At 71.3% G+C, this 18,521-nt stretch carries 16 protein-coding genes; 14 read left to right on the top strand and 2 right to left on the bottom strand.

Features of this window, described 5'->3' with window-relative positions; genetic code table 11:
• A partial coding sequence (locus tag ABT025_RS34625; protein WP_351002630.1) for an acyl-CoA dehydrogenase family protein occupies positions 1 to 1,316 on the bottom strand: 1,316 nt, incomplete at its 3' end.
• Between the two features lie 169 nt (positions 1,317 to 1,485).
• Here ABT025_RS34625 and ABT025_RS34620 point away from each other — a divergent pair.
• Positions 1,486 to 2,136 carry a TetR/AcrR family transcriptional regulator gene (locus ABT025_RS34620; protein ID WP_351002629.1) on the top strand — a complete coding sequence of 217 codons (651 nt, stop codon included), beginning with the start codon at positions 1,486 to 1,488 and terminating at the stop codon, positions 2,134 to 2,136.
• Between the two features lie 9 nt (positions 2,137 to 2,145).
• Here the strand turns inward: ABT025_RS34620 and def are convergent, their stop codons facing one another.
• The gene (def, locus tag ABT025_RS34615; RefSeq protein WP_351002628.1) at positions 2,146 to 2,691 is read right to left on the bottom strand and encodes a peptide deformylase; all 546 of its coding nucleotides are present in this window, start codon (positions 2,689 to 2,691) and stop codon (positions 2,146 to 2,148) included.
• Positions 2,692 to 2,922: 231 nt separating this feature from the next.
• On the opposite strand from def, the gene ABT025_RS34610 reads away from it, so the two are divergent.
• The 13 genes from ABT025_RS34610 (at position 2,923) to ABT025_RS34550 (ending at position 18,484) form a co-directional block, all read left to right on the top strand.
• On the top strand, positions 2,923 to 3,096 hold the full coding sequence (locus ABT025_RS34610; RefSeq protein WP_351002627.1) for a hypothetical protein: 174 nt from the start codon (positions 2,923 to 2,925) through the stop codon (positions 3,094 to 3,096).
• A gap of 411 nt (positions 3,097 to 3,507) precedes the next feature.
• On the top strand, positions 3,508 to 5,040 hold the full coding sequence (locus tag ABT025_RS34605; RefSeq protein WP_351002626.1) for a hydantoinase/oxoprolinase family protein: 1,533 nt from the start codon (positions 3,508 to 3,510) through the stop codon (positions 5,038 to 5,040).
• A complete protein-coding gene (locus ABT025_RS34600) occupies positions 4,934 to 5,896 on the top strand; it encodes a hydantoinase/oxoprolinase family protein (protein WP_351002625.1) in 963 nt (320 codons plus the stop codon). The genes ABT025_RS34605 and ABT025_RS34600 overlap by 107 nt, the downstream gene beginning before the upstream one ends.
• The gene (locus tag ABT025_RS34595; protein ID WP_351002624.1) at positions 5,803 to 7,152 is read left to right on the top strand and encodes a threonine/serine exporter family protein; all 1,350 of its coding nucleotides are present in this window, start codon (positions 5,803 to 5,805) and stop codon (positions 7,150 to 7,152) included. Before ABT025_RS34600 ends, ABT025_RS34595 begins: the two co-directional genes overlap by 94 nt.
• 417 nt (positions 7,153 to 7,569) lie before the next feature.
• A complete protein-coding gene (locus tag ABT025_RS34590) occupies positions 7,570 to 8,808 on the top strand; it encodes a Mur ligase family protein (RefSeq protein WP_351002623.1) in 1,239 nt (412 codons plus the stop codon).
• A gap of 34 nt (positions 8,809 to 8,842) precedes the next feature.
• Complete coding sequence (locus tag ABT025_RS34585; RefSeq protein WP_351002622.1) at positions 8,843 to 9,571, top strand: type 1 glutamine amidotransferase; 729 nt, start codon at positions 8,843 to 8,845, stop codon at positions 9,569 to 9,571.
• 143 nt (positions 9,572 to 9,714) lie between these two features.
• Positions 9,715 to 10,740, top strand: coding sequence for a 6-phosphofructokinase (locus ABT025_RS34580; protein WP_351002621.1), 1,026 nt, complete (start codon positions 9,715 to 9,717; stop codon positions 10,738 to 10,740).
• Between the two features lie 118 nt (positions 10,741 to 10,858).
• Positions 10,859 to 11,809, top strand: a complete 951-nt coding sequence (locus tag ABT025_RS34575) for a cytochrome c oxidase assembly protein (RefSeq protein WP_351002620.1) — start codon at positions 10,859 to 10,861, stop codon at positions 11,807 to 11,809.
• 243 nt (positions 11,810 to 12,052) lie between these two features.
• Complete coding sequence (locus ABT025_RS34570; protein WP_351002619.1) at positions 12,053 to 12,211, top strand: hypothetical protein; 159 nt, start codon at positions 12,053 to 12,055, stop codon at positions 12,209 to 12,211.
• A gap of 150 nt (positions 12,212 to 12,361) precedes the next feature.
• Positions 12,362 to 12,892 carry a COG4315 family predicted lipoprotein gene (locus tag ABT025_RS34565; RefSeq protein ID WP_351002618.1) on the top strand — a complete coding sequence of 177 codons (531 nt, stop codon included), beginning with the start codon at positions 12,362 to 12,364 and terminating at the stop codon, positions 12,890 to 12,892.
• Between the two features lie 3 nt (positions 12,893 to 12,895).
• Positions 12,896 to 13,294, top strand: coding sequence for a cupredoxin domain-containing protein (locus ABT025_RS34560; protein ID WP_351002617.1), 399 nt, complete (start codon positions 12,896 to 12,898; stop codon positions 13,292 to 13,294).
• A gap of 748 nt (positions 13,295 to 14,042) precedes the next feature.
• Positions 14,043 to 15,578 (top strand): glycoside hydrolase family 10 protein, encoded by a 1,536-nt coding sequence (locus tag ABT025_RS34555; protein ID WP_351002616.1) that lies wholly within the window; start codon positions 14,043 to 14,045, stop codon positions 15,576 to 15,578.
• Positions 15,579 to 15,727: 149 nt separating this feature from the next.
• The gene (locus tag ABT025_RS34550; protein ID WP_351002631.1) at positions 15,728 to 18,484 is read left to right on the top strand and encodes a glycoside hydrolase family 48 protein; all 2,757 of its coding nucleotides are present in this window, start codon (positions 15,728 to 15,730) and stop codon (positions 18,482 to 18,484) included.
• The last annotated feature ends 37 nt before the right edge of the window (positions 18,485 to 18,521 follow it).

Here is an 18,521-nt window from a genome sequence, read left to right as displayed (position 1 = left end):
TCCTCGGCCGCGACCCCCTCCGCCCCGTAGAACTTCTCCGTCTCGTCGACGGCCGCCTGGAAGCGCTCGTCGAAATCGTCGCGAATGAGCGTCCGAGGCATCCCGGACAGCGTGCGGGCGATCACCAGTCGCTGGATCTCGCTCGTCCCCTCGAAGATCGTGTAGATCGCCGCGTCACGGTGCATCCGCTCCACGGGGTACTCACGGGTGAAGCCGTTGCCGCCGAGGATCTGGATCGCCTGAGCAGTGACCTTCTTGGCCGTCTCGCTCGCGTACAGCTTGGACATGGAACCCTCGGCCGAATCGAACGGCTTGCCCGCGGTCGCCATCCACGAGGCGCGCCAGACCAGCAGACGCGCCGCGTCGATCTGCGTCCGCATGTCGGCGAGCTGGAAGGCGATGCCCTGGTTGTCGATGATCGGACGGCCGAACTGGGTCCGGGTCTTCGCGTAGTCCAGCGCGACCTCGTACGCGGCGCGGGCGGTACCGACGGCCATCGCGCCGACGGCCGGGCGGGACGCCTCGAACGTGGCCATCGCGGCGTTCTTCACGCGCTCGCCGCCACCTGAGGCGGCGCGCTCGCGGGCCCGGGCGAGGCGCTGGTCGAGCTTCTCCTTGCCACCGAGCAGACAGTGCCCCGGGATGCGCACGTCCTCCAGGACGACCTCGGCGGTGTGCGAGGCGCGGATGCCGTGCTTCTTGAACTTCTGGCCCTGCGAGAGGCCGGGAGTCTCCGGCGGCACGATGAAGGAGGCATGCCCCTTGGACCCGAGCTCGGCGTCGACGACCGCGACCACGACGTGGACGTTGGCGATGCCGCCGTTGGTCGCCCAGGTCTTGGTGCCGTTGAGTACCCACTCGTCCTTGGCCTGGTCGTACACCGCACGGGTACGCATCGAGGCGACGTCGGAACCGGCGTCGGGCTCGGAGGAGCAGAATGCGGCGACCTTCACGTCGTTCGCGTCGCCGTACATCTGGGGGATCCAGGTGCCGATCTGCTCCTCGGTGCCGTTGGCGAGGACGCCGACGGCCGCCAGGCCGGTGCCGACGATCGACAGGGCGATGCCCGCGTCGCCCCAGAACAGCTCCTCCATCGCCATCGGGATGCCGAGGCCCGTCGGGTCGAAGAACTGCTGCGCGTAGAAGTCCAGGGAGTAGATTCCGACCTTGGCGGCCTCCTGGATGACGGGCCAGGGCGTCTCCTCACGCTCGTCCCACTCGGAAGCTGCCGGACGGATCACATCCGCGGCGAAGCCGTGAAGCCAGTCACGGACCTGCTTCTGGTCGTCGTTGAGCTCGAGCGTGAACTCGGCCATGTTCCCCTCCACGTGCTGCCGTCAAAAGATCGTTACTTGCGGTAACAACAGTCTGTTACCGACAAGTAGCCTGTGTCAACCGCTCGGGCGGCGATCCACGCGCCGCTGGGCAGGGTGTTACGTTGCGCAGGCAGGACGGACATGCAGGGTCAGGGGTGGGAGAAACGACATGGAGACCACACGACAGGCCGAGCGACAGCGGACAGCGGCCGAACGCCGCCGCCGTGAACTGCTCGAGGCCGCCGACCGCGTGGTGCTCAGGGACGGCCCCGGGGCCTCGATGAACGCCATCGCCGCGGAGGCGGGCATCACCAAGCCCATCCTCTACCGGCACTTCGGCGACAAGGGCGGCCTCTACCGCGCCCTCGCCAAACGGCACACCGACGCACTGCTGAGCGCCCTGCGAGCCGCGCTCGACGCCCCCGCCGACCGCCGCCGGCGCGTCGAGGCGACACTCGACACCTACCTCGCGGCGATCGAGGCACGTCCGCAGGTCTACCGCTTCCTTATGCACCCCTCCGAGGACGCGGTGCCCTCCCCCGAGCAGGGCTTCGACGTCGGACGGCACTCGGCCCCGTTGCTGCGGCGCCTCGGCGAGGAGCTCGCCACCGTCATCGCGGAGAGGGTGGATCTCGGCCCGGACAGCCAGGAGATGGCCCGGATCTGGGGCCATGGCATCGTCGGCATGATGCACGCGGCAGGCGACTGGTGGCTGGGCGAACGCCCTTGCTCGCGCGAGCAGTTGGTCCGGAGCCTGGCCGATCTGCTCTGGGGCAGGCTGGCCGCGGCGGGCGACCGCCCCGGCGGCCCCGGGTTCTGACGCGGCCGGTCAGCCGGTGCGCCCCCAGGGCGCCCGGCGGGCCGCGCGCAGCGCGCGCGCCCGGCGCAGCCCGGTCAGCCGGTCCGTGTAGACGGATCCGTCGAGATGATCGCACTCGTGCTGGAGGCAGCGGGCGAAGAAGCCGGTCCCCTCGATCCTCACCGGTTCTCCCTCGATGTCCAGCCCCTCGACCACGGCGTGGTCGAAGCGAGGCGTGCCCGCCTCGATGCCCGGCAGCGAGAGGCAGCCCTCGGGACCGCGCACCGTGACGCCGTCCGCTTCGACGAGCGTGGGGTTGACCACGTGGCCGAGGTGGCGGACCTCCTCGTCGTCGGGGCAGTCGAAGACGAACACCCGCACCGGCACACCGACCTGGTTGGCGGCGAGCCCGACGCCCTGCGCCGCGTACATCGTGGCGAACAGGTCCTCGACGAGCCGGGCGAGGGAGGGGCCGAAGTCCGTGACGGGCTCGCACGCGGTGTGGAGCACCGGGTCGCCGAGCAGACTCATGGTCCGTACAAGGCCGGAACTGCCGGGGATCGGGCGGTTTCGCATGGCGGCCATCGTACGTTCCGCGGACGGCCCGGCCGCCGTCACCCTTCCCGCGCGACGGGAAAGCACCCTCGCCGGAGCAGCCGCTCGTGCGCGAGGCACGCCCGTGCCGACGGTCGCCGATGATGATCCCGTGCACACCGGCACCCCTGGGGACGGTGCGGCCGGGTGGTTACCGTGTTCTTCCGTCAGCGCCGCCCGGCGCCTTCCCGCGATCCTCGTCGGAGCTTCCGCATGAACCTCTCCACGCCTTCCGGCACCCCGTCCGCCCGCCCCGGCGCCTCCCCCGCCGAGACCGAGGCCATCTGGTCCCTGGTCACGGGGATGTACGACGCGTACGTCGCGGGCGACCGCGCACGGATCGACGCGTGCCTCGACCCGGCGGCCACCCTCTGGGACTCCGCCTGAGGGCCGCTCGTCCAGGGGCAGGACGATCTGGACCGGCTGCGCGCCGAGCGGCCCGCCGCGGGCGACGGGCCCGAGGAGACCGGGCTGTACGCGTACGACCCGGTCGTCGACGTCTTCGGCGACACCGCGCTGCTGCGGCACCGGCTGCGTGTCACCTTCACCCCGGAGCGGGACGGTGTCCCGCTGCTCCCGGAGCTGAACCGCAACACCGCCGTGCTGCGCCGGGACGCCGAAGGACGCTGGCTGATCGTGCATCTGCACGAGGACGTCCAGCAGGCGGGCGGCGTGGCCGAGACCGCCTGACCATGCACCGTGCACGGTGACCCGGCCCCACCCGTGCAGCACGCACATGCCTGCGCCGACGGCCGCCGATAGCGTCCGCTCATCCCTTGAGACAAGCCGGGAGGCGGCATGACGTACCGGGTGGCCATGGACATCGGTGGCACGTTCACCGATGTCGTCGCGCACGACGAGACGCGCGGCACCTATCTCGCAGCAAAGGCCCCGACCACGCCGGGCGATCTGGCGGAGGGCGTCTTCGCCTCGCTGGGCAGAGCCGTCGACGATCCGGGCGACATCTCGTTCTTCGTGCACGGCACCACGCAGGGTCTGAACGCCCTGCTGGAGCGCAAGGGCGCCCGCGTCCTGCTGCTCACCTCCGCCGGGATGCGGGACGTGTACCGCATCGCCCGCGGCAACCGTGACCGCATGTTCGACCTGCACTACCGCAAGCCGACCCCCCTGGTCGGCACGGCGGACACCGCCGAGGCGGGCGGGCGGCTCGACTGGCGCGGCACCGAACTGGTGCCTCTCGACGAGGAGGCGGTGCGCGCCGCCGCGCGGCGGGCCCGCGCGGAGGGCTTCGCGGCCGTCGCCGTGTCGTTCCTGTTCAGCTATGTCGGCCCGGCGCACGAACTGCGCGCCGGAGAGATCCTCGCCGAGGAACTGGGCGAGGACGTCATGGTCGTCCTCTCGCACCAGGTGGCGCGCGAGTGGCGGGAGTACGAGCGCACGTCGTCGGCCGTGCTGGACGCGTACACCGGTCCGGTCGTGCGCCGCGGTCTCGGCCGGATCGAGGAGCGGTTCGCCGAGCGCGGCCTGGCGGTGCCGGTGCAGGTCATGCAGTCGTCCGGCGGCATCGTCGACGCCGCGTATGCCCGCCGCCACCCGCTGCAGACGCTGCTGTCGGGGCCGGTGGGCGGCACGATGGGCGGGACCGCGGCCGCCGCGCTGCTGGGACGGCCCAACGCCATCTGCGTCGACATGGGCGGCACGTCCTTCGATGTGTCCCTGGTCCTGGACGGGCGCCCGGACGTCTCCAACGAGGGCTCCGCCGACGGCTTCCCGGTCCTGATGCCCCTGGTCAACCTGCACACCATCGGCGCGGGCGGCGGTTCACTCGCCTACGCGGAGGCCGGCGGCCTGCGGGTCGGCCCCGAGTCCGCGGGCGCGGTTCCCGGACCCGCCTGTTACGGCCGCGGCGGCACCCGGGCGACGGTCACCGACGCGAACGCGGTACTCGGCCGGGTGGACCCGGAGTGGTTCGCGGGCGGCCACATGACGCTCGACGTCGCGGCGGCGCGCGGCGCCGTCGGCGAACTGGCCGGTGAACTGGGCCTCGGCCCCATGGAGCTGGCGAGCGGCATCTGTTCGGTGGCCAACGCCAAAATGGCACAGGCCATCCGCACCCTGACGGTCGAACACGGCCGGGAGCCACGGGAGTTCGTTCTCTTCGCGTTCGGCGGCGCGGGCCCGATGCACGCCGTCGAGATCGCGCGAGCTGGGCGTGGAGGAGGTCGTGGTCCCCCGCTTCCCCGGCGCGTTCTCCGCGTGGGGCATGCTCGGCACCGAGGTACGACGCGACCTGACCCGCCAGTTCTTCACCCCGGGCGACACGCTCGACGGCGGCGCGATGGCCGAGGCGCTCGCGGTCCTGGAGGCTGACGGTCCGACCGCGCTCGGCGAACAGCACATCCCTGCCGAGAGGCGCCGCGTCGAGCACGCGGTGGACATGCGCTACGAGGGTCAGGACTACACCCTGACCGTGCCCCTGACCGACTCCGCCGAGCCGGCCGCCGAGGGCTTCCCCGACTCGGTCGCCGACCGCTTCGCCGCGCTGCACGAGCGCCGCTACGGGCATGCCACACCCGGGGCCCCGGTCGAGTTCGTGACGCTGCGCACCACGGCGCTCGGTGCTCTGCCGCCGCTGGAGGCCGCTGCGTTCGCCCCGGAGACGGGCGGGACGCCCACGCCGCGCAGCAAGTCCGTCTTCTTCGACGGCACGGCCCACGACACCCCCGTACTGCGACGCGAACAGCTGTCCGCCGGCACCCGTCTGGCAGGTCCCGCGATCATCGTCGAGGCCACCTCCACCACCGTCGTCCCGCCGGACGCGACCGTCACCGTCGACGCGCACGGCTTCCTCGTCATCAAGCTCGATCGTGGGCGTGTACGAGGAGCGGATCAGGGTGGTGTTCATGTCCTCCGCGGCCTGCAGCAGCGCGCAGCGGATGATCTCGGTGGTGACCGGGTCGATCCCGGGCCCGGCCGAATGCGTGGCGTGGGTCATCAGAATGCGCATCGGCCCTGCACGTGCGGTGCGAGGCCGGTGGCTCCTTCGCCGTGCGGGGTGTCCGGGCGCGGACTACGTTCGTCCGAAAGGCGGAGGCCGAGCATCGTCGCCCTTCGCCGGAAGGGGGGCTTCCCATGCCGTCGAGGCGCCGCTCGCCCGCGCTGCACACGGAGCCCGCGGGCTGGAGCGATCCGGCCGGAAGGCTCCGCGGCGGCATGGCCCGGCTGAGTTCCGTGTGGCGTACGCCACCGGTAGAGGAGCCGGAGGAGGAGCCGCCTCCGCCGAAGGAGCTGGTGCGGTTTCTGCGCGAGTGCGGTGTGGCCCTGTGCCGGGCGGGCGAGACCACCGACCGTGCGCAGCAGGTGATCAGGTCGCTGGGCGGGCGCTACGGGATGCCCGAGGTGCACGCGTTCGTCCTGCCCACGGGCGTCTTCGTACGGGTGGGCGACGGCCCGGGTGCGGTCATCGACTTCTCCGCGGTACGGGGCCGGGACCTCGGCCTGGACCAGATCGACGCGCTGTACCGCTTCCTGGACGAGCTGTACGCGCATCCGCTGCCGCCGGAGGAGGGCACGCGGCGGCTGCGGAGCATCGAGGCGCTGCCGCCGCGCTTCCCGGTCGTGGTGCGGGTGCTGGGATACATGGTGCTGACCACCGGCCTCGGAATGATCACGTATCCGCGCCCGACGGCGCTCATCGGCTATCTCGCCCTGGGGCTCGCGGTGGGGGTGGTGCGTGAGGTCGTCGGGGGCCCGCTTCGCAGGTTCGCACTGATCCTGCCCGTGGTCGCCGCCGCGCTCGTGACCGTCCTCGCCTACCGCTACAGCGGCCCCCTGCTCGGCGAGGACCCGACCAGGATCCTCATCCCGCCCCTGCTGGCGTTCCTGCCCGGCGCGGCCCTGACCATGGGGATGATCGAGCTCTCGTCGGGTTCGGTCGTCTCCGGCACCAGCCGCCTCATGTACGGGGTCAGCACTCTGGTACTCCTCGCCTTCGGCATCATGGTCGGGGCGCAGACGACGCACGTCCGCCCCGTGGCCGAGGGGTCGCACATCGACTCGCTGGGGGCGTGGGCCCCCTGGGCGGGGGTGCTGCTGCTGGGGATCGGATTCGCCCTGAACTCCTCCGCGCGACCGCGCACCGTGCCGTGGCTGCTGCTCGTGCTCTGTGCGGTCGAGGCGGTGCAGTTGTTCGGGCAGACCGTCACCGACGCCGTCCTGGGCGCCTTCCTGGGCGGCATGGTGCTGCCGCTGTGCGCCCGGGTCCTGGAGCGCTGGGGTGCGGCCCCGCCGTCCCAGGTCACGTTCCTGCCCGCGTTCTGGATGCTCGTCCCGGGCTCCCTCAGCCTCACGGGCGTGGGCGAGCTCCTCGCGGGCAACCGGTCCGACGGCCTGCTGACGACCGTCAACGCCCTGCTCACCGTGGTGGCGGTGGCCCTCGGAGTGATGGCCGGGGCGAGCCTCACGCGGGGGCGGCACGGCTGAGCGCACGCGGCCCGGAGGACGCCCGCCGACGGCCGGCCCCGGCGGGCACGCGATCACGGCCGTTGGTGCGGCGGCTCCTGGGCACGCTGCCCGCCGGCCCGGCGGCCGGCGGGCAGCGTGCCCAGGGTGTCGGAGGGCAGGTCGCGGCCGGCCGGCACGGCCGGCAGCGCGGGGATCACCGTCCGGTCCCCGCCGCCGCAACGCCGTCGTGGGGCGACGGCAAGGGAACGAAACCGTCACATCCACCTGACCAGGCACACCGCCCGGACCTGTACATTTGCCGGATCGGCAAAGGCAGACACAGGCGTCCGCCGCACGTTCCACGGGAACTCCACGGCCCGGACGGTGCCGCCGTGCCTCCGCCGCGCCGGACATCGATAGGCTGGGCGCGGACCGATGCAAGGAGGATCTAGGACGATGGCAGGCAACACGGAGCCGTTGTCGCCGCGGGCCAAGCTGGCCGTGACGGCGGGCAAGGCCGCTGCGGCGGTGTCGCGAGCGGCCGGGCGAGGCAGCGGATCGGTGATCGGCGGCCGGGTGGCGCTCAAGCTCGACCCCGACCTGCTCGGGCGGCTGGCGCAGCACCTGGACGTGATCCTCGTGTCGGCGACGAACGGCAAGACGACCACGACCCGGCTGATCGCGGAGGCACTGCGGGCCGCGGGCCCGGTCGTATCGAACGCGCTCGGCGCCAACATGCCCGCGGGCATCACCTCGGCGCTGGCCGGCGGCTCGGACGCGCAGTACGGCGTGATCGAGGTCGACGAGAAGTACCTCGCGGGAGTCGCCCGCGACACGACGCCCAAGGTGATCGCACTCCTCAACCTCTCCCGCGACCAGCTGGACCGCGCCGCGGAGACCCGGATGCTCGCCGAGAAGTGGCGGGAGGGGCTGTCCGGTTCGAAGGCCGTGATCGTCGCCAACGCCGACGACCCGCTGATCGTCTGGGCGGCGTCCTCCTCCCCCAACGTGGTGTGGGTCGCGGCCGGCCAGGCGTGGAAGGACGACGCCTGGTCCTGCCCGTCCTGCGGCGGTGTGATGCAGCGCCCCGGCGACGACTGGTTCTGCGGCGAGTGCGGCTTCCGCCGCCCGCCGCCCAGCTGGGTCCTGCACGGTGACTACGTGCTCGACCCGCACGGTTCGGCGTGGCCGATCCATCTGCAGCTGCCCGGCCGCGCGAACAAGGCCAACGCCACCAGCTCGGCCGCCGTGGCCGCCGTCTTCGGGGTGCCGCCGCAGGTCGCCCTGGAGCGGATGTACCAGGTGCAGGCCGTCGCGGGCCGCTACGACGTGGTCACCTTCCTCGGCCGTGAGCTGCGGCTCCTGCTGGCGAAGAACCCGGCGGGCTGGCTGGAGACGTTCTCCCTGATCGACCCGCCGCCCACCCCGGTGATCCTTTCCGTCAACGCCCGGGGCGCGGACGGCACGGACACCTCGTGGCTGTGGGACGTGGACTACACCCAGCTCGCGGGCCATCCGATCTTCGTGCTCGGCGACCGGAAGCTGGACCTCGCGGTCCGCCTCGAAGTCGCCGGTCTCGACTTCCGGGTCTGCGAGAACCTCGACGAGGCGGTGCAGTACGCACCGCCGGGCCGTATCGAGGTCATCGCCAACTACACCGCCTTCCAGGATCTGCGCCGTCGTGTCGGCAACTGACCGCGGCCCCGGCCCCCTCCGGAGAGGACGAAGCATGAGCAACAACAGCCTGCGGCTGGTGTGGGTCTACCCGGACCTGCTGAGCACCTACGGCGACCAGGGCAACGCCCTCGTGGTGGAGCGCCGGGCACGACAGCGTGGGCTCGACGTGTCGCGCGTCGACGTGCGCAGCGACCAGCCGGTCCCCACGTCCGGCGACATCTATCTGATCGGCGGCGGTGAGGACCGGCCGCAGCGGCTGGCCGCGGAGCGGCTGCGCCGCGACGGCGGTCTCAGCCGGGCCGCGTCCAACGGCGCGATCATCTTCTCGGTGTGCGCCGGGTACCAGATCCTCGGCCACGAGTTCGTCAACGACCTCGGTGAGCGCGAGCAGGGTCTCGGGCTGCTCGACGTGGTCTCCACCCGCGGCGAGGGTGCGCGGTGCGTCGGCGACGTGCTCGGTGACATCGACCCGCACCTCGGACTGCCGCCGCTGACCGGTTTCGAGAACCACCAGGGCATCACTCATCTCGGGCCGACGGCACGCCCGTTCGCCCAGGTCCGTTTCGGCCGGGGCAACGGCACGGGCGACGGCACGGAGGGCGCGTACAACGACACCGTGTTCGGTACGTACATGCACGGGCCCGTGATGGCGCGCAACCCGCTGATCGCGGATCTGCTGCTGAAGCTGGCCCTCGATGTGAACGCGCTGCCGCCCACCGACGACCGCTGGTACGAGGCGCTGCGCGCCGAGCGCATCGCCGCCGCCACACAGCCCGCCTGATGAGGCGTATTCGGCTCAGTTGAGCGGAGTCCAGCAGGCGGACGCCCGGTTCGGTCCCGCCACCCTGCGCCGGTAGGGTGGCGGGGATCCAACCGGACGACGTGGTCCGGTCGTCGGCCCACGTTGCAAAGGTTTCCCGGGCAATGCGAATTGGTGTGCTCACCTCCGGCGGCGACTGCCCCGGCCTCAATGCCGTCATCCGTTCCGTCGTCCACCGCGCTGTGGTCGACCACGGCGACGAGGTCATCGGATTCCACGACGGGTGGCGGGGCCTCCTGGAGTGCGACTACCGCAAGCTCGACCTGGACGCGGTCGGCGGCATCCTCGCCCGCGGCGGTACGATCCTCGGCTCCTCCCGGGTCCAGCCCGCGCATCTGCGGGGCGGCGTCGAGACGGCCCGGGGCCATGTCGCGGACCTCGGCCTCGACGCGATCATCCCGATCGGCGGCGAGGGCACGCTGAAGGCGGCCAACCTGCTGTCCGAGGCGGGTCTGCCGATCGTCGGCGTACCGAAGACGATCGACAACGACATCGCCTCCACCGACGTCACCTTCGGTTTCGACACCGCGGTGGGCGTGGCCACCGAAGCCCTCGACCGGCTGAAGACCACCGCCGAGTCCCACCAGCGCGTCATGATCGTCGAGGTCATGGGCCGTCACACCGGCTGGATCGCCCTGCACTCCGGCATGGCGGCCGGCGCGCACGCCATCGTCGTTCCCGAGCGCCCCTTCGACATCGACGAGCTGACCGAGCTGGTCGGCCGGCGCTTCTCGGCCGGCAAGAAGTTCGCGATCGTCGTGGTCGCCGAGGGCGCGAAGCCGCGCGCGGGCTCCATGGAGTTCGACACCGGTGTCAAGGACATCTACGGGCACGAGCGTTTCGCCGGAGTGGCGACGCAGCTCTCCATCGAGCTGGAGCAGCGCCTGGGCAAGGAGGCGCGCCCGGTGATCCTCGGCCATGTGCAGCGCGGCGGCACGCCGACCGCGTACGACCGCGTCCTCGCGACCCGCTTCGGCTGGCACGCGGTGGAGGCGGCCCACCGCGGCGAGTTCGGCATGATGACGGCCCTGCGCGGCACGGACATCACGATGGTGCCCCTCGCGGACGCCGTGGAGACCCTGAAGACGGTCCCGGCGGAGCGCTACGCCGAGGCCGAGTGCGTGCTCTGAGCCACACCACGACCCGAGACCGCCCCCGGCCGCAACTGCGGCCGGGGGCGGTTCTACTCTGGTCGGGACAACCGGCACGAAACGGGGACGTCCCGGCGTCCCCATCGGGAGTGAACAGATGGATCACAGCGGGCACGGCATGAACATGGATCTGCCGCCGTTCACGCTGGGACGCGGGCTCCAGTTCTCCGCGGACCCGTTCTTCCTGACCGGCTGCGTCCTCGCAGTGGTCCTGTACGGATACGCGGTGCTGCGGCTGCGCAGGCGCGGGGACGCGTGGCCGGTCAACCGGATCGTCTTCTTCTTCGTCGGGGTGCTGAGCATCGCCCTGGTGATGTGCACCAAGCTGAACGACTACGGCATGGTCATGTTCAGTGTGCACATGGTGCAGCACATGGTGATCAGCATGCTGTCGCCGATCCTCCTGCTGCTGGGTGCGCCCGTGACCCTCGCGCTGCGTGCCCTGCCGGTCGCGGCGCGCGGCACCAAGGGCCCCCGCGAGCTCCTCCTGATGCTGCTGCACAGCCGGTACATGAAGATCATCACGCATCCGGTGTTCACGATCCCGCTCTTCATCGCCAGCCTGTACGCGCTGTACTTCACTCCGCTCTTCGACTTCCTGATGGGTTCGACGGCCGGGCACCTCGCGATGATGGTGCACTTCCTGGCGGTCGGGCTGGTCTTCTTCTGGCCGATCATGGGCATCGACCCCGGGCCGCACCGCCCGGGCTATCTCATGCGGATGCTGGAGCTGTTCGCCGGAATGCCGTTCCACGCCTTCTTCGGCATCGCGCTGATGATGGCGAGCCAGCCGATGGTGAAGGTCTACGAGAATCCCCCGGCCTCGCTCGGCATCGACGCCCTGTCCGACCAGAACGCCGCGGGAGGCATCGCGTGGGCGTTCAGCGAGATCCCGTCGGTGCTGGTCCTGGTGGCTCTGGTGTTCCAGTGGTACCGCTCGGAACAGCGGACCGCCAAGCGCACGGACCGGGCCGCGGACCGGGACGGCGACCAGGAGCTCCAGGCGTACAACGCCTATCTCGCCTCGTTGCAGGCGCGCGGACAGTAGCGGCGGAGGGGCCTTCGGGGTGACGATGGCATCCAGGCCGCGCGGCCGGTGAGGTCCCGTCCGGGGTTCCCCGTCGTCCGCGCGGAGCGCGGGCGCAACGGCGGCCGGTGCGTGCGGTCGGTGTGCGGTGCGGCGGGTCGTGTGGCGGAGCCACCTGTCCTGCGGCACGGTGCGGCGACCGTGTGTGCCGGGCGCCGGGCGCAGACGGGGAACCCCGGACAGTACCTCTAGGAGGGTGCGCGCATGTCCGGATCCACGAAGACCATGGGAATGCTCACCGTAGGCGCCCTGGTGGCCGTCACCGCGTACACGGTGGCCCTGGGGAGCAATGGCTGGCTCTGGTTCGGCTGGGTGGTGCTGGGGCTGATCACGATGGGGATGGCGGCCACCCGCGAGACCTGAGCCGGACGGAGCAGGGACGGCCCGCTCCTTACACCCGGACGGTGTCGGCCCGCGGCTCGCCCCGAGCGCCTGTCCGGGGCCGGACGGGTCGGCCCCTACTGTTCGGGCCACGGTGCCGCCGTCACGGCGGCCGGGCTCGAGGAGTGCGTGATGCGGAACCGCGCTGGAACGACCGCTGCCGTCACGGTGGGCCTGCTGGCCGCCGTGCTCGGCGGATGCTCGGACGACGGCGGAAGCGGCGGCACGGCGTCGTCGTCGGCGTCCGCGACCGGCAAGCCGGCCTCCGGCACCGTGGCGGCCGCGTCGAGCCCGCTGGGCACCATCCTGGTCGACGGTGAGGGCCGGACCCTGTACCTCTGGGAGGCGGACACCTCCTCGAAGTCGACCTGCAACGGTGACTGCGCAACGGCCTGGCCACCCGTGACCGTCACCGGGAAGCCGGTCGCGGGCAAGGGCGCGAAGGCCTCCCTGCTCGGCACCACGACGCGCGACGACGGCCGCAAGGAGGTCACCTACAACGGGCACCCGCTGTACCGCTACGCGGGCGACACGAGTGCCGGCGACACCAACGGACAGGGATCGAACGGTTTCGGCGCGGCCTGGTACGTGCTCGACACCGCCGGAAACAAGATCACCGAGGCCCCGCCCTCGCCCTCCTCCTCGAACAACGGGGGGTACTGAACCGTGCTCGCACTGCTTCCCGCAAGGGCGCGCGTCGCCGTGGTGGCTTCGGTGGCCTGCGCCACCGCCCTGGCCGGCTGCTCCGGCGGGGGTGGCGGCTCCGCGCCCTCCGCCTCCCCCACCCCGCCCACCGCCTCTCGGACGGCAGGCGGCGCCCTGATCACGATCAAGGACTTCGCGTTCCATCCGGCTGCCCTGACCGTCGCCCCGGGTACGAGGGTCACCGTGATCAACAAGGATTCGGCAACTCACACAGTGACGGCCACGTCCGGCAAGGCCTTCGACACCGGCCAGGTGAAGTCGGGGCAAACGGTCACCTTCGACGCTCCGGCCCGGCCGGGCTCATATCCATACATCTGCACCATCCATCCGACGATGAACGGCTCACTCACGGTGCGCTGAGACGGTCTTCCGTGACGCCGGGCGGACCTGCCCGCCCGGCCGGGCGTCCGCTCGCGTACACGTTCGCGTACGGCGTGCGGGCCACCCGGACGCCCCACCCGCACCGCCCCCGGCGCAGTCCGCTCGTCACTCTCCGCCAGGACCGGTGCGCGGGCGCACTGCTCGCGCCGCGCGGATCGGCGACCGGCGCGGACTTCTCCGCGGATCCGTCGGCCATACTCCTCCGCGCGGCTGTCCAGCGGATTGCGCCGACGGCGGGCGAGCGGTGCGCGGCAATGACACCGGTCTGCCGAAGCCGTCGGGCCGACACAGGCACCTCCCCGGCCATCACCCACAGTGTGCGACCTCGGCGACCCCCGCGACACCCTCCACCGCCGCGCACACACGATCGCGAACACGCCGCGCCCGCCCCGTACGCGCCCTCATCCCCGCGCCCGGCAGAGCGTTCACCCGCCGGCGGGGACGGCTCCGCGGGCGAGCGCCACCGGCCGCTCCGAGGGCCTTGAACCACGCCACCCCCGGCGTCCGTTCGACGTATGGCCGAGTTAACGCGCCCGTAAGGCAGTTGTGATTTAAGTCTTGACAGGTGCCCATCACCACGCCACCTTGGGAGCGCTCCCACAATCAAGTCTTGCACACTCCACTCCCCTCCCTTCTCCCCCAACACCAGGCGGCGAAAGGGGCGTTGCGGGGCGCAGCCGCGCTCCCCGTCATGCTCCACGCTGCCCGGTAGAGGAAGGCGTTCGTCATGAGCTTGGTGAAGCGCTGTAGACACAGCCGCACCGGAGGGCTCCCGACCCTCCTGGTCGGAGCCCTGGCCCTCGCCACCACCCTGACGGGCGGACCGGCGACCGCGGCCGAGCAGGGCACGTTGCATGAACTCGCCGCCGCCCAGGGCAAGTACTTCGGCTCCGCCACGGACAACCCCGAACTGCCCGACGCCGCCTACGCGGCCACCCTGGGCTCCGAGTTCGGGCAGATCACCCCCGGCAACTCCATGAAGTGGGACACCACGGAGCCGGCGCAGGGCCAGTTCAACTTCGCCAAGGGTGACGTGATCACCGATTTCGCGGAGCAGCAGGGGCAGACCGTGCGGGGCCACACCCTGGTATGGCACAGCCAGCTGCCCGGCTGGGTCGGCTCGCTGCCGCCGGTCCAGGTGGAGGCGGCCATGACGAACCACATCACCGAGGAGGCGACGCACTACCGCGGCGCGGTCTCCGCGTGGGACGTGGTGAACGAGCCGTTCAACGAGGACGGGACCTTCCGCACGAGCCCCTTCTACACCGCCATGGGCAGCGACTACATCGCCACCGCCCTGCGCGCCGCCCATGCCGCGGACCCCGATGCCGAGTTGTATGTCAACGACTACAACATCGAGGGGCTCGGCGCGAAGAGCGACGCCATGTACGCCCTGGTGAGCGAGCTGCTCGACGAGGGCGTGCCGCTCGACGGCGTCGGGATGCAGGCGCATCTGGCCGTCCAGTACGGCTTCCCGTACCAGATGCAGGCGAACATGCAGCGGTTCGCCGATCTCGGTCTCGACGTGGCCGTCACCGAGCTCGACGTACGCATGCAGTTGCCCGCCGACGCGGCCAAGACCGCCACGCAGTCCTCGTACTACCGGCAGACGACCGAGGCCTGCCTGGCCGTCGAGCGCTGCGTCGGCATCACGGTCTGGGACTACACGGACAAGTACTCCTGGGTCCCGAGCACGTTCCCGGGGCAGGGTGCCGCCAATCTGTACGACGAGAGCCTGCAGCCGAAGCCCGCGTACTCCGCCGTGCGCACCGCGCTCGGCGGTGACGACGGGGGCGGCGAGGGCGGCGAGGGCGGCGCGCTCAAGGCGCAGTACCGCAGCAGCGACTCCTCGGCGGGCGACAACCAGATCCAGCCGGGTCTCCAACTCGTGAACACCGGCGCCGCGGCGGTCAGCCTCTCGGACGTCACCGTCCGCTACTGGTTCACTTCCGACAACGGAGCTTCCACGTACGGCACTTGGTGCGACTGGTCCCCGATCGGCTGCTCCACCGTGACCCACCGGGTCGCCGCAGTGAGCACCCCGAAGGCCGGCGCCGACCACTACCTCGAAGTGGGCTTCACCGGCGGCAGTCTGGCACCGGGCGCCACCACCGGCGAGATCCAGCTGCGCCTCAGCAAGACGGACTGGTCGAACTTCGACGAGTCGGACGACTACAGCCACGGCACCGGCACCTCGTACGCGGACGCGCCGAAGGTCGCCGTCTACGTCGCCGGTGACCTGGTCTGGGGCATCGAGCCCTGACAGCCGGCCGCACCGGCCCGCCCCTCTTCCACACCCCCCGCTCCTCCGCCATCCCCGCTTTCACCTCCTCCCTCCCCCCAACGACACCCGCCAATGGAGGATTTGTGTCGATATCACGTAGAACATTCAGCAGCGCCCTGGGCGGCAGCATGCTCGCCATGGGCCTGGCACAGGGCACCGCCGTCGCCAAGCCCGCCGAGCAGGCGGCCGGGAGCAGCGCCCGTGCGGCCGCGGCCGACGACCCGTACACCCAGGCCTTCCTCACCCAGTACGGCAAGATCAAGGCGTCGGCCAACGGCTACTTCAGCCCGGACGGCCTGCCGTACCACTCGGTCGAGACCCTGATGGTGGAGGCACCCGACCACGGCCACCAGACCACGTCGGAGGCGGTCAGCTTCTGGATGTGGCTGGAGGCGGCGTACGGCCGGGTGACCGGTGACTGGGCGCCCTTCAACGCGGCCTGGGCGGTGGCGGAGAAGACCATCATTCCCCAGCACGCGGACCAGTCGACCGCCGACTCGTACAACCCGTCGGCACCCGCGACCTACGCCCCGGAGCACCCGCTGCCCAGCGGCTACCCCTCCGCCCTGGACGGCACCGTGAAGGTGGGCACCGACCCGCTCGCCACCGAACTCGCCTCGTCCTACGGGACGATGGACGTGTACGGCATGCACTGGCTGATGGACCTGGACAACGTCTACGGATACGGCAACAAGCCGGGTACCGGCGGCGAGTCCGGGCCGGGCGCCGGCGCCTCCTACATCAACACCTACCAGCGCGGCGCGCAGGAGTCGGTCTGGGAGACCGTCCCGCAGCCCACCACCGACCTCTTCAAGTACGGCGGTCCCAACGGATATCTGGACCTGTTCGTCGGTGACGCGAGCTACGCCAAGCAGTGGAAGTACACCAACGCGCCGGACGCCGACGCCCGCGCGGTGCAGGCTGCCTACTGGGCGTACCGCTGGGCCTCGGACCAGGGCAAGGAGAGCCAGGTCTCGGCCTCCGTCGCGAAGGCCGCCAAGATGGGCGACTACCTCCGCTACGCCATGTTCGACAAGTACTTCAAGCGGATCGGCGACTGCACCGACCCGGCATCCTGCCCGGCCGCCACGGGCCGGGACTCCCAGCACTACCTGCTCTCCTGGTACTACGCCTGGGGCGGTGCGGCGGCCGGCAGCGGCGGCGGCTGGGCCTGGCGCATCGGTGACGGCGCCTCCCACCAGGGCTATCAGAACCCGCTGGCGGCCTGGGCCCTGTCCAATGTGCCGGCGCTGACCCCCAAGTCGGCGACGGCCAGGTCCGACTGGTCCAAGAGCCTGACCCGGCAGCTGGAGTTCCTGACCTGGCTGCAGTCCAGCGAGGGCGCCTTCGCGGGTGGCTGCACCAACAGCTGGGAGGGAAGCTACAGCGAGCCCCCGGCCGGCACTCCCACCTTCTACGGCATGGCCTACGACTGGCAGCCGGTCTACCACGACCCGGCGAGCAACAACTGGTTCGGCTTCCAGGCCTGGGGCATGGAGCGCCTCGCCGCGTACTACCACGAGACGGGCAACGCGGCCGCCGAAGCAGTGCTGTCCAAATGGGTCGCCTGGGCCTCGTCCGAGACGACGGTGGGTGCCGACGGCAGCTTCCGCTTCCCCTCCACGCTCAAGTGGACGGGCCGGCCCGACACCTGGGACGCGGCGTCCCCCGGGGACAACGCGGGTCTGCACGTCGCGGTCGTCGACTACGCCAACGACGTCGGTGTGGGCGCCGCGTACGTCAAGACGCTCACCTACTACGCCGCCAAGTCGGGTGACGAGGACGCCGCGGCGCTGGCCAAGGCGCTGCTGGACGCGATGGCGCTGAACGCCACCGACAAGGGCATCTCGGTGCCGGAGACCAGGAAGGACTACAACCGCTTCAACGACGAGGTGTACATCCCGGCCGGATGGTCGGGCACCATGCCGAACGGTGACGCCATCGCGCCGGGTTCGACCTTCATCGACATCCGCAGCTGGTACAAGGACGACCCGGACTGGCCGAAGGTGCAGGCCTACCTGGACGGCGGCGCGGCCCCCACCTTCACCTACCACCGGTTCTGGGCTCAGGCGGCGCTCGCGCTGGCCTTCGCGATCTACGCGGAGCTGCTGGTGGAGGGCGGCAGCGAGCCGGGCGGGGACACCGAGGCGCCGACGGCTCCGGCCGGGCTCACCGTGACGGCGACGACGAGCAACAGCGTGTCGCTCTCCTGGTCGGCCTCCACCGACAACGTCGCCGTGACCGGCTACGACGTGTACCGCAACGGGGTGCTGGCGGGGAACGCCACCACCCGGACGTTCACCGACCCGGGCCTCGCCGCGGGGACCGGGTACAGCTACGCGGTCGCGGCACGGGACGCGGGCGGCAACACCTCCGCCCTGTCGGCCGCGGTCACCGCCACCACGAAGACGGGCGGCTCGACCGGCACCGGCGCGGTGAAGATCCAGTACAAGAACTCCGACTCGTCGGCGACCGACAACCAGATCAGGCTGGGCCTGCAGGTGCTGAACACCGGCAGCGCCCCGATCGATCTGTCGACGGTGAAGGTGCGGTACTGGTTCACCTCCGACGGCGGCCCGAGCACCTTCGGCACGTACTGCGACTACGCCGCGCTCGGTTCGTCCAACATCACCCACTCGGTGGTGGCCGTCTCCAGCCCGAAGACGGGTGCCGACCGCTACCTGGAGGTCGGCTTCACGGGCGGTGCGGGCACCCTGGCCGCCGGCGCCTCGACGGGCGAGCTCCAGCTGCGGCTCAACAAGAGCGACTGGTCCAACTTCAGCGAGGGCGACGACTACAGCCGGTCCACCAACACCGCGTACGCGGACGCGTCCAAGGTCGGGGCCTACGTCGCCGGCGCCCTTGCCTGGGGAGTCGAGCCGTGACCGGCCCGAGGTTCCCGGCGCCGGCCGGGGCGGCCGC

Origin of the sequence: Streptomyces sp. NPDC002809, from assembly GCF_040295435.1 — a bacterium.
Lineage (GTDB): Bacteria > Actinomycetota > Actinomycetes > Streptomycetales > Streptomycetaceae > Streptomyces.
Note: the sequence above shows the minus strand (reverse complement) of the source record. Positions and strands in the feature narration are given on the sequence as shown.

Bases quoted from the DNA above. Each gene is read 5' to 3' on its own strand.
- ABT025_RS34620 (WP_351002629.1), top strand. From the start codon at position 1,486: ATGGAGACCACACGACAGGCCGAGCGACAGCGGACAGCGGCCGAACGC.
- def (WP_351002628.1), bottom strand. From the start codon at position 2,691: ATGCGAAACCGCCCGATCCCCGGCAGTTCCGGCCTTGTACGGACCATG.
- ABT025_RS34610 (WP_351002627.1), top strand. From the start codon at position 2,923: ATGAACCTCTCCACGCCTTCCGGCACCCCGTCCGCCCGCCCCGGCGCC.
- ABT025_RS34605 (WP_351002626.1), top strand. From the start codon at position 3,508: ATGACGTACCGGGTGGCCATGGACATCGGTGGCACGTTCACCGATGTC.
- ABT025_RS34600 (WP_351002625.1), top strand. From the start codon at position 4,934: ATGCTCGGCACCGAGGTACGACGCGACCTGACCCGCCAGTTCTTCACC.
- ABT025_RS34595 (WP_351002624.1), top strand. From the start codon at position 5,803: ATGCCGTCGAGGCGCCGCTCGCCCGCGCTGCACACGGAGCCCGCGGGC.
- ABT025_RS34590 (WP_351002623.1), top strand. From the start codon at position 7,570: ATGGCAGGCAACACGGAGCCGTTGTCGCCGCGGGCCAAGCTGGCCGTG.
- ABT025_RS34585 (WP_351002622.1), top strand. From the start codon at position 8,843: ATGAGCAACAACAGCCTGCGGCTGGTGTGGGTCTACCCGGACCTGCTG.
- ABT025_RS34580 (WP_351002621.1), top strand. From the start codon at position 9,715: ATGCGAATTGGTGTGCTCACCTCCGGCGGCGACTGCCCCGGCCTCAAT.
- ABT025_RS34575 (WP_351002620.1), top strand. From the start codon at position 10,859: ATGGATCACAGCGGGCACGGCATGAACATGGATCTGCCGCCGTTCACG.
- ABT025_RS34570 (WP_351002619.1), top strand. From the start codon at position 12,053: ATGTCCGGATCCACGAAGACCATGGGAATGCTCACCGTAGGCGCCCTG.
- ABT025_RS34565 (WP_351002618.1), top strand. From the start codon at position 12,362: ATGCGGAACCGCGCTGGAACGACCGCTGCCGTCACGGTGGGCCTGCTG.
- ABT025_RS34555 (WP_351002616.1), top strand. From the start codon at position 14,043: ATGAGCTTGGTGAAGCGCTGTAGACACAGCCGCACCGGAGGGCTCCCG.
- ABT025_RS34550 (WP_351002631.1), top strand. From the start codon at position 15,728: ATGCTCGCCATGGGCCTGGCACAGGGCACCGCCGTCGCCAAGCCCGCC.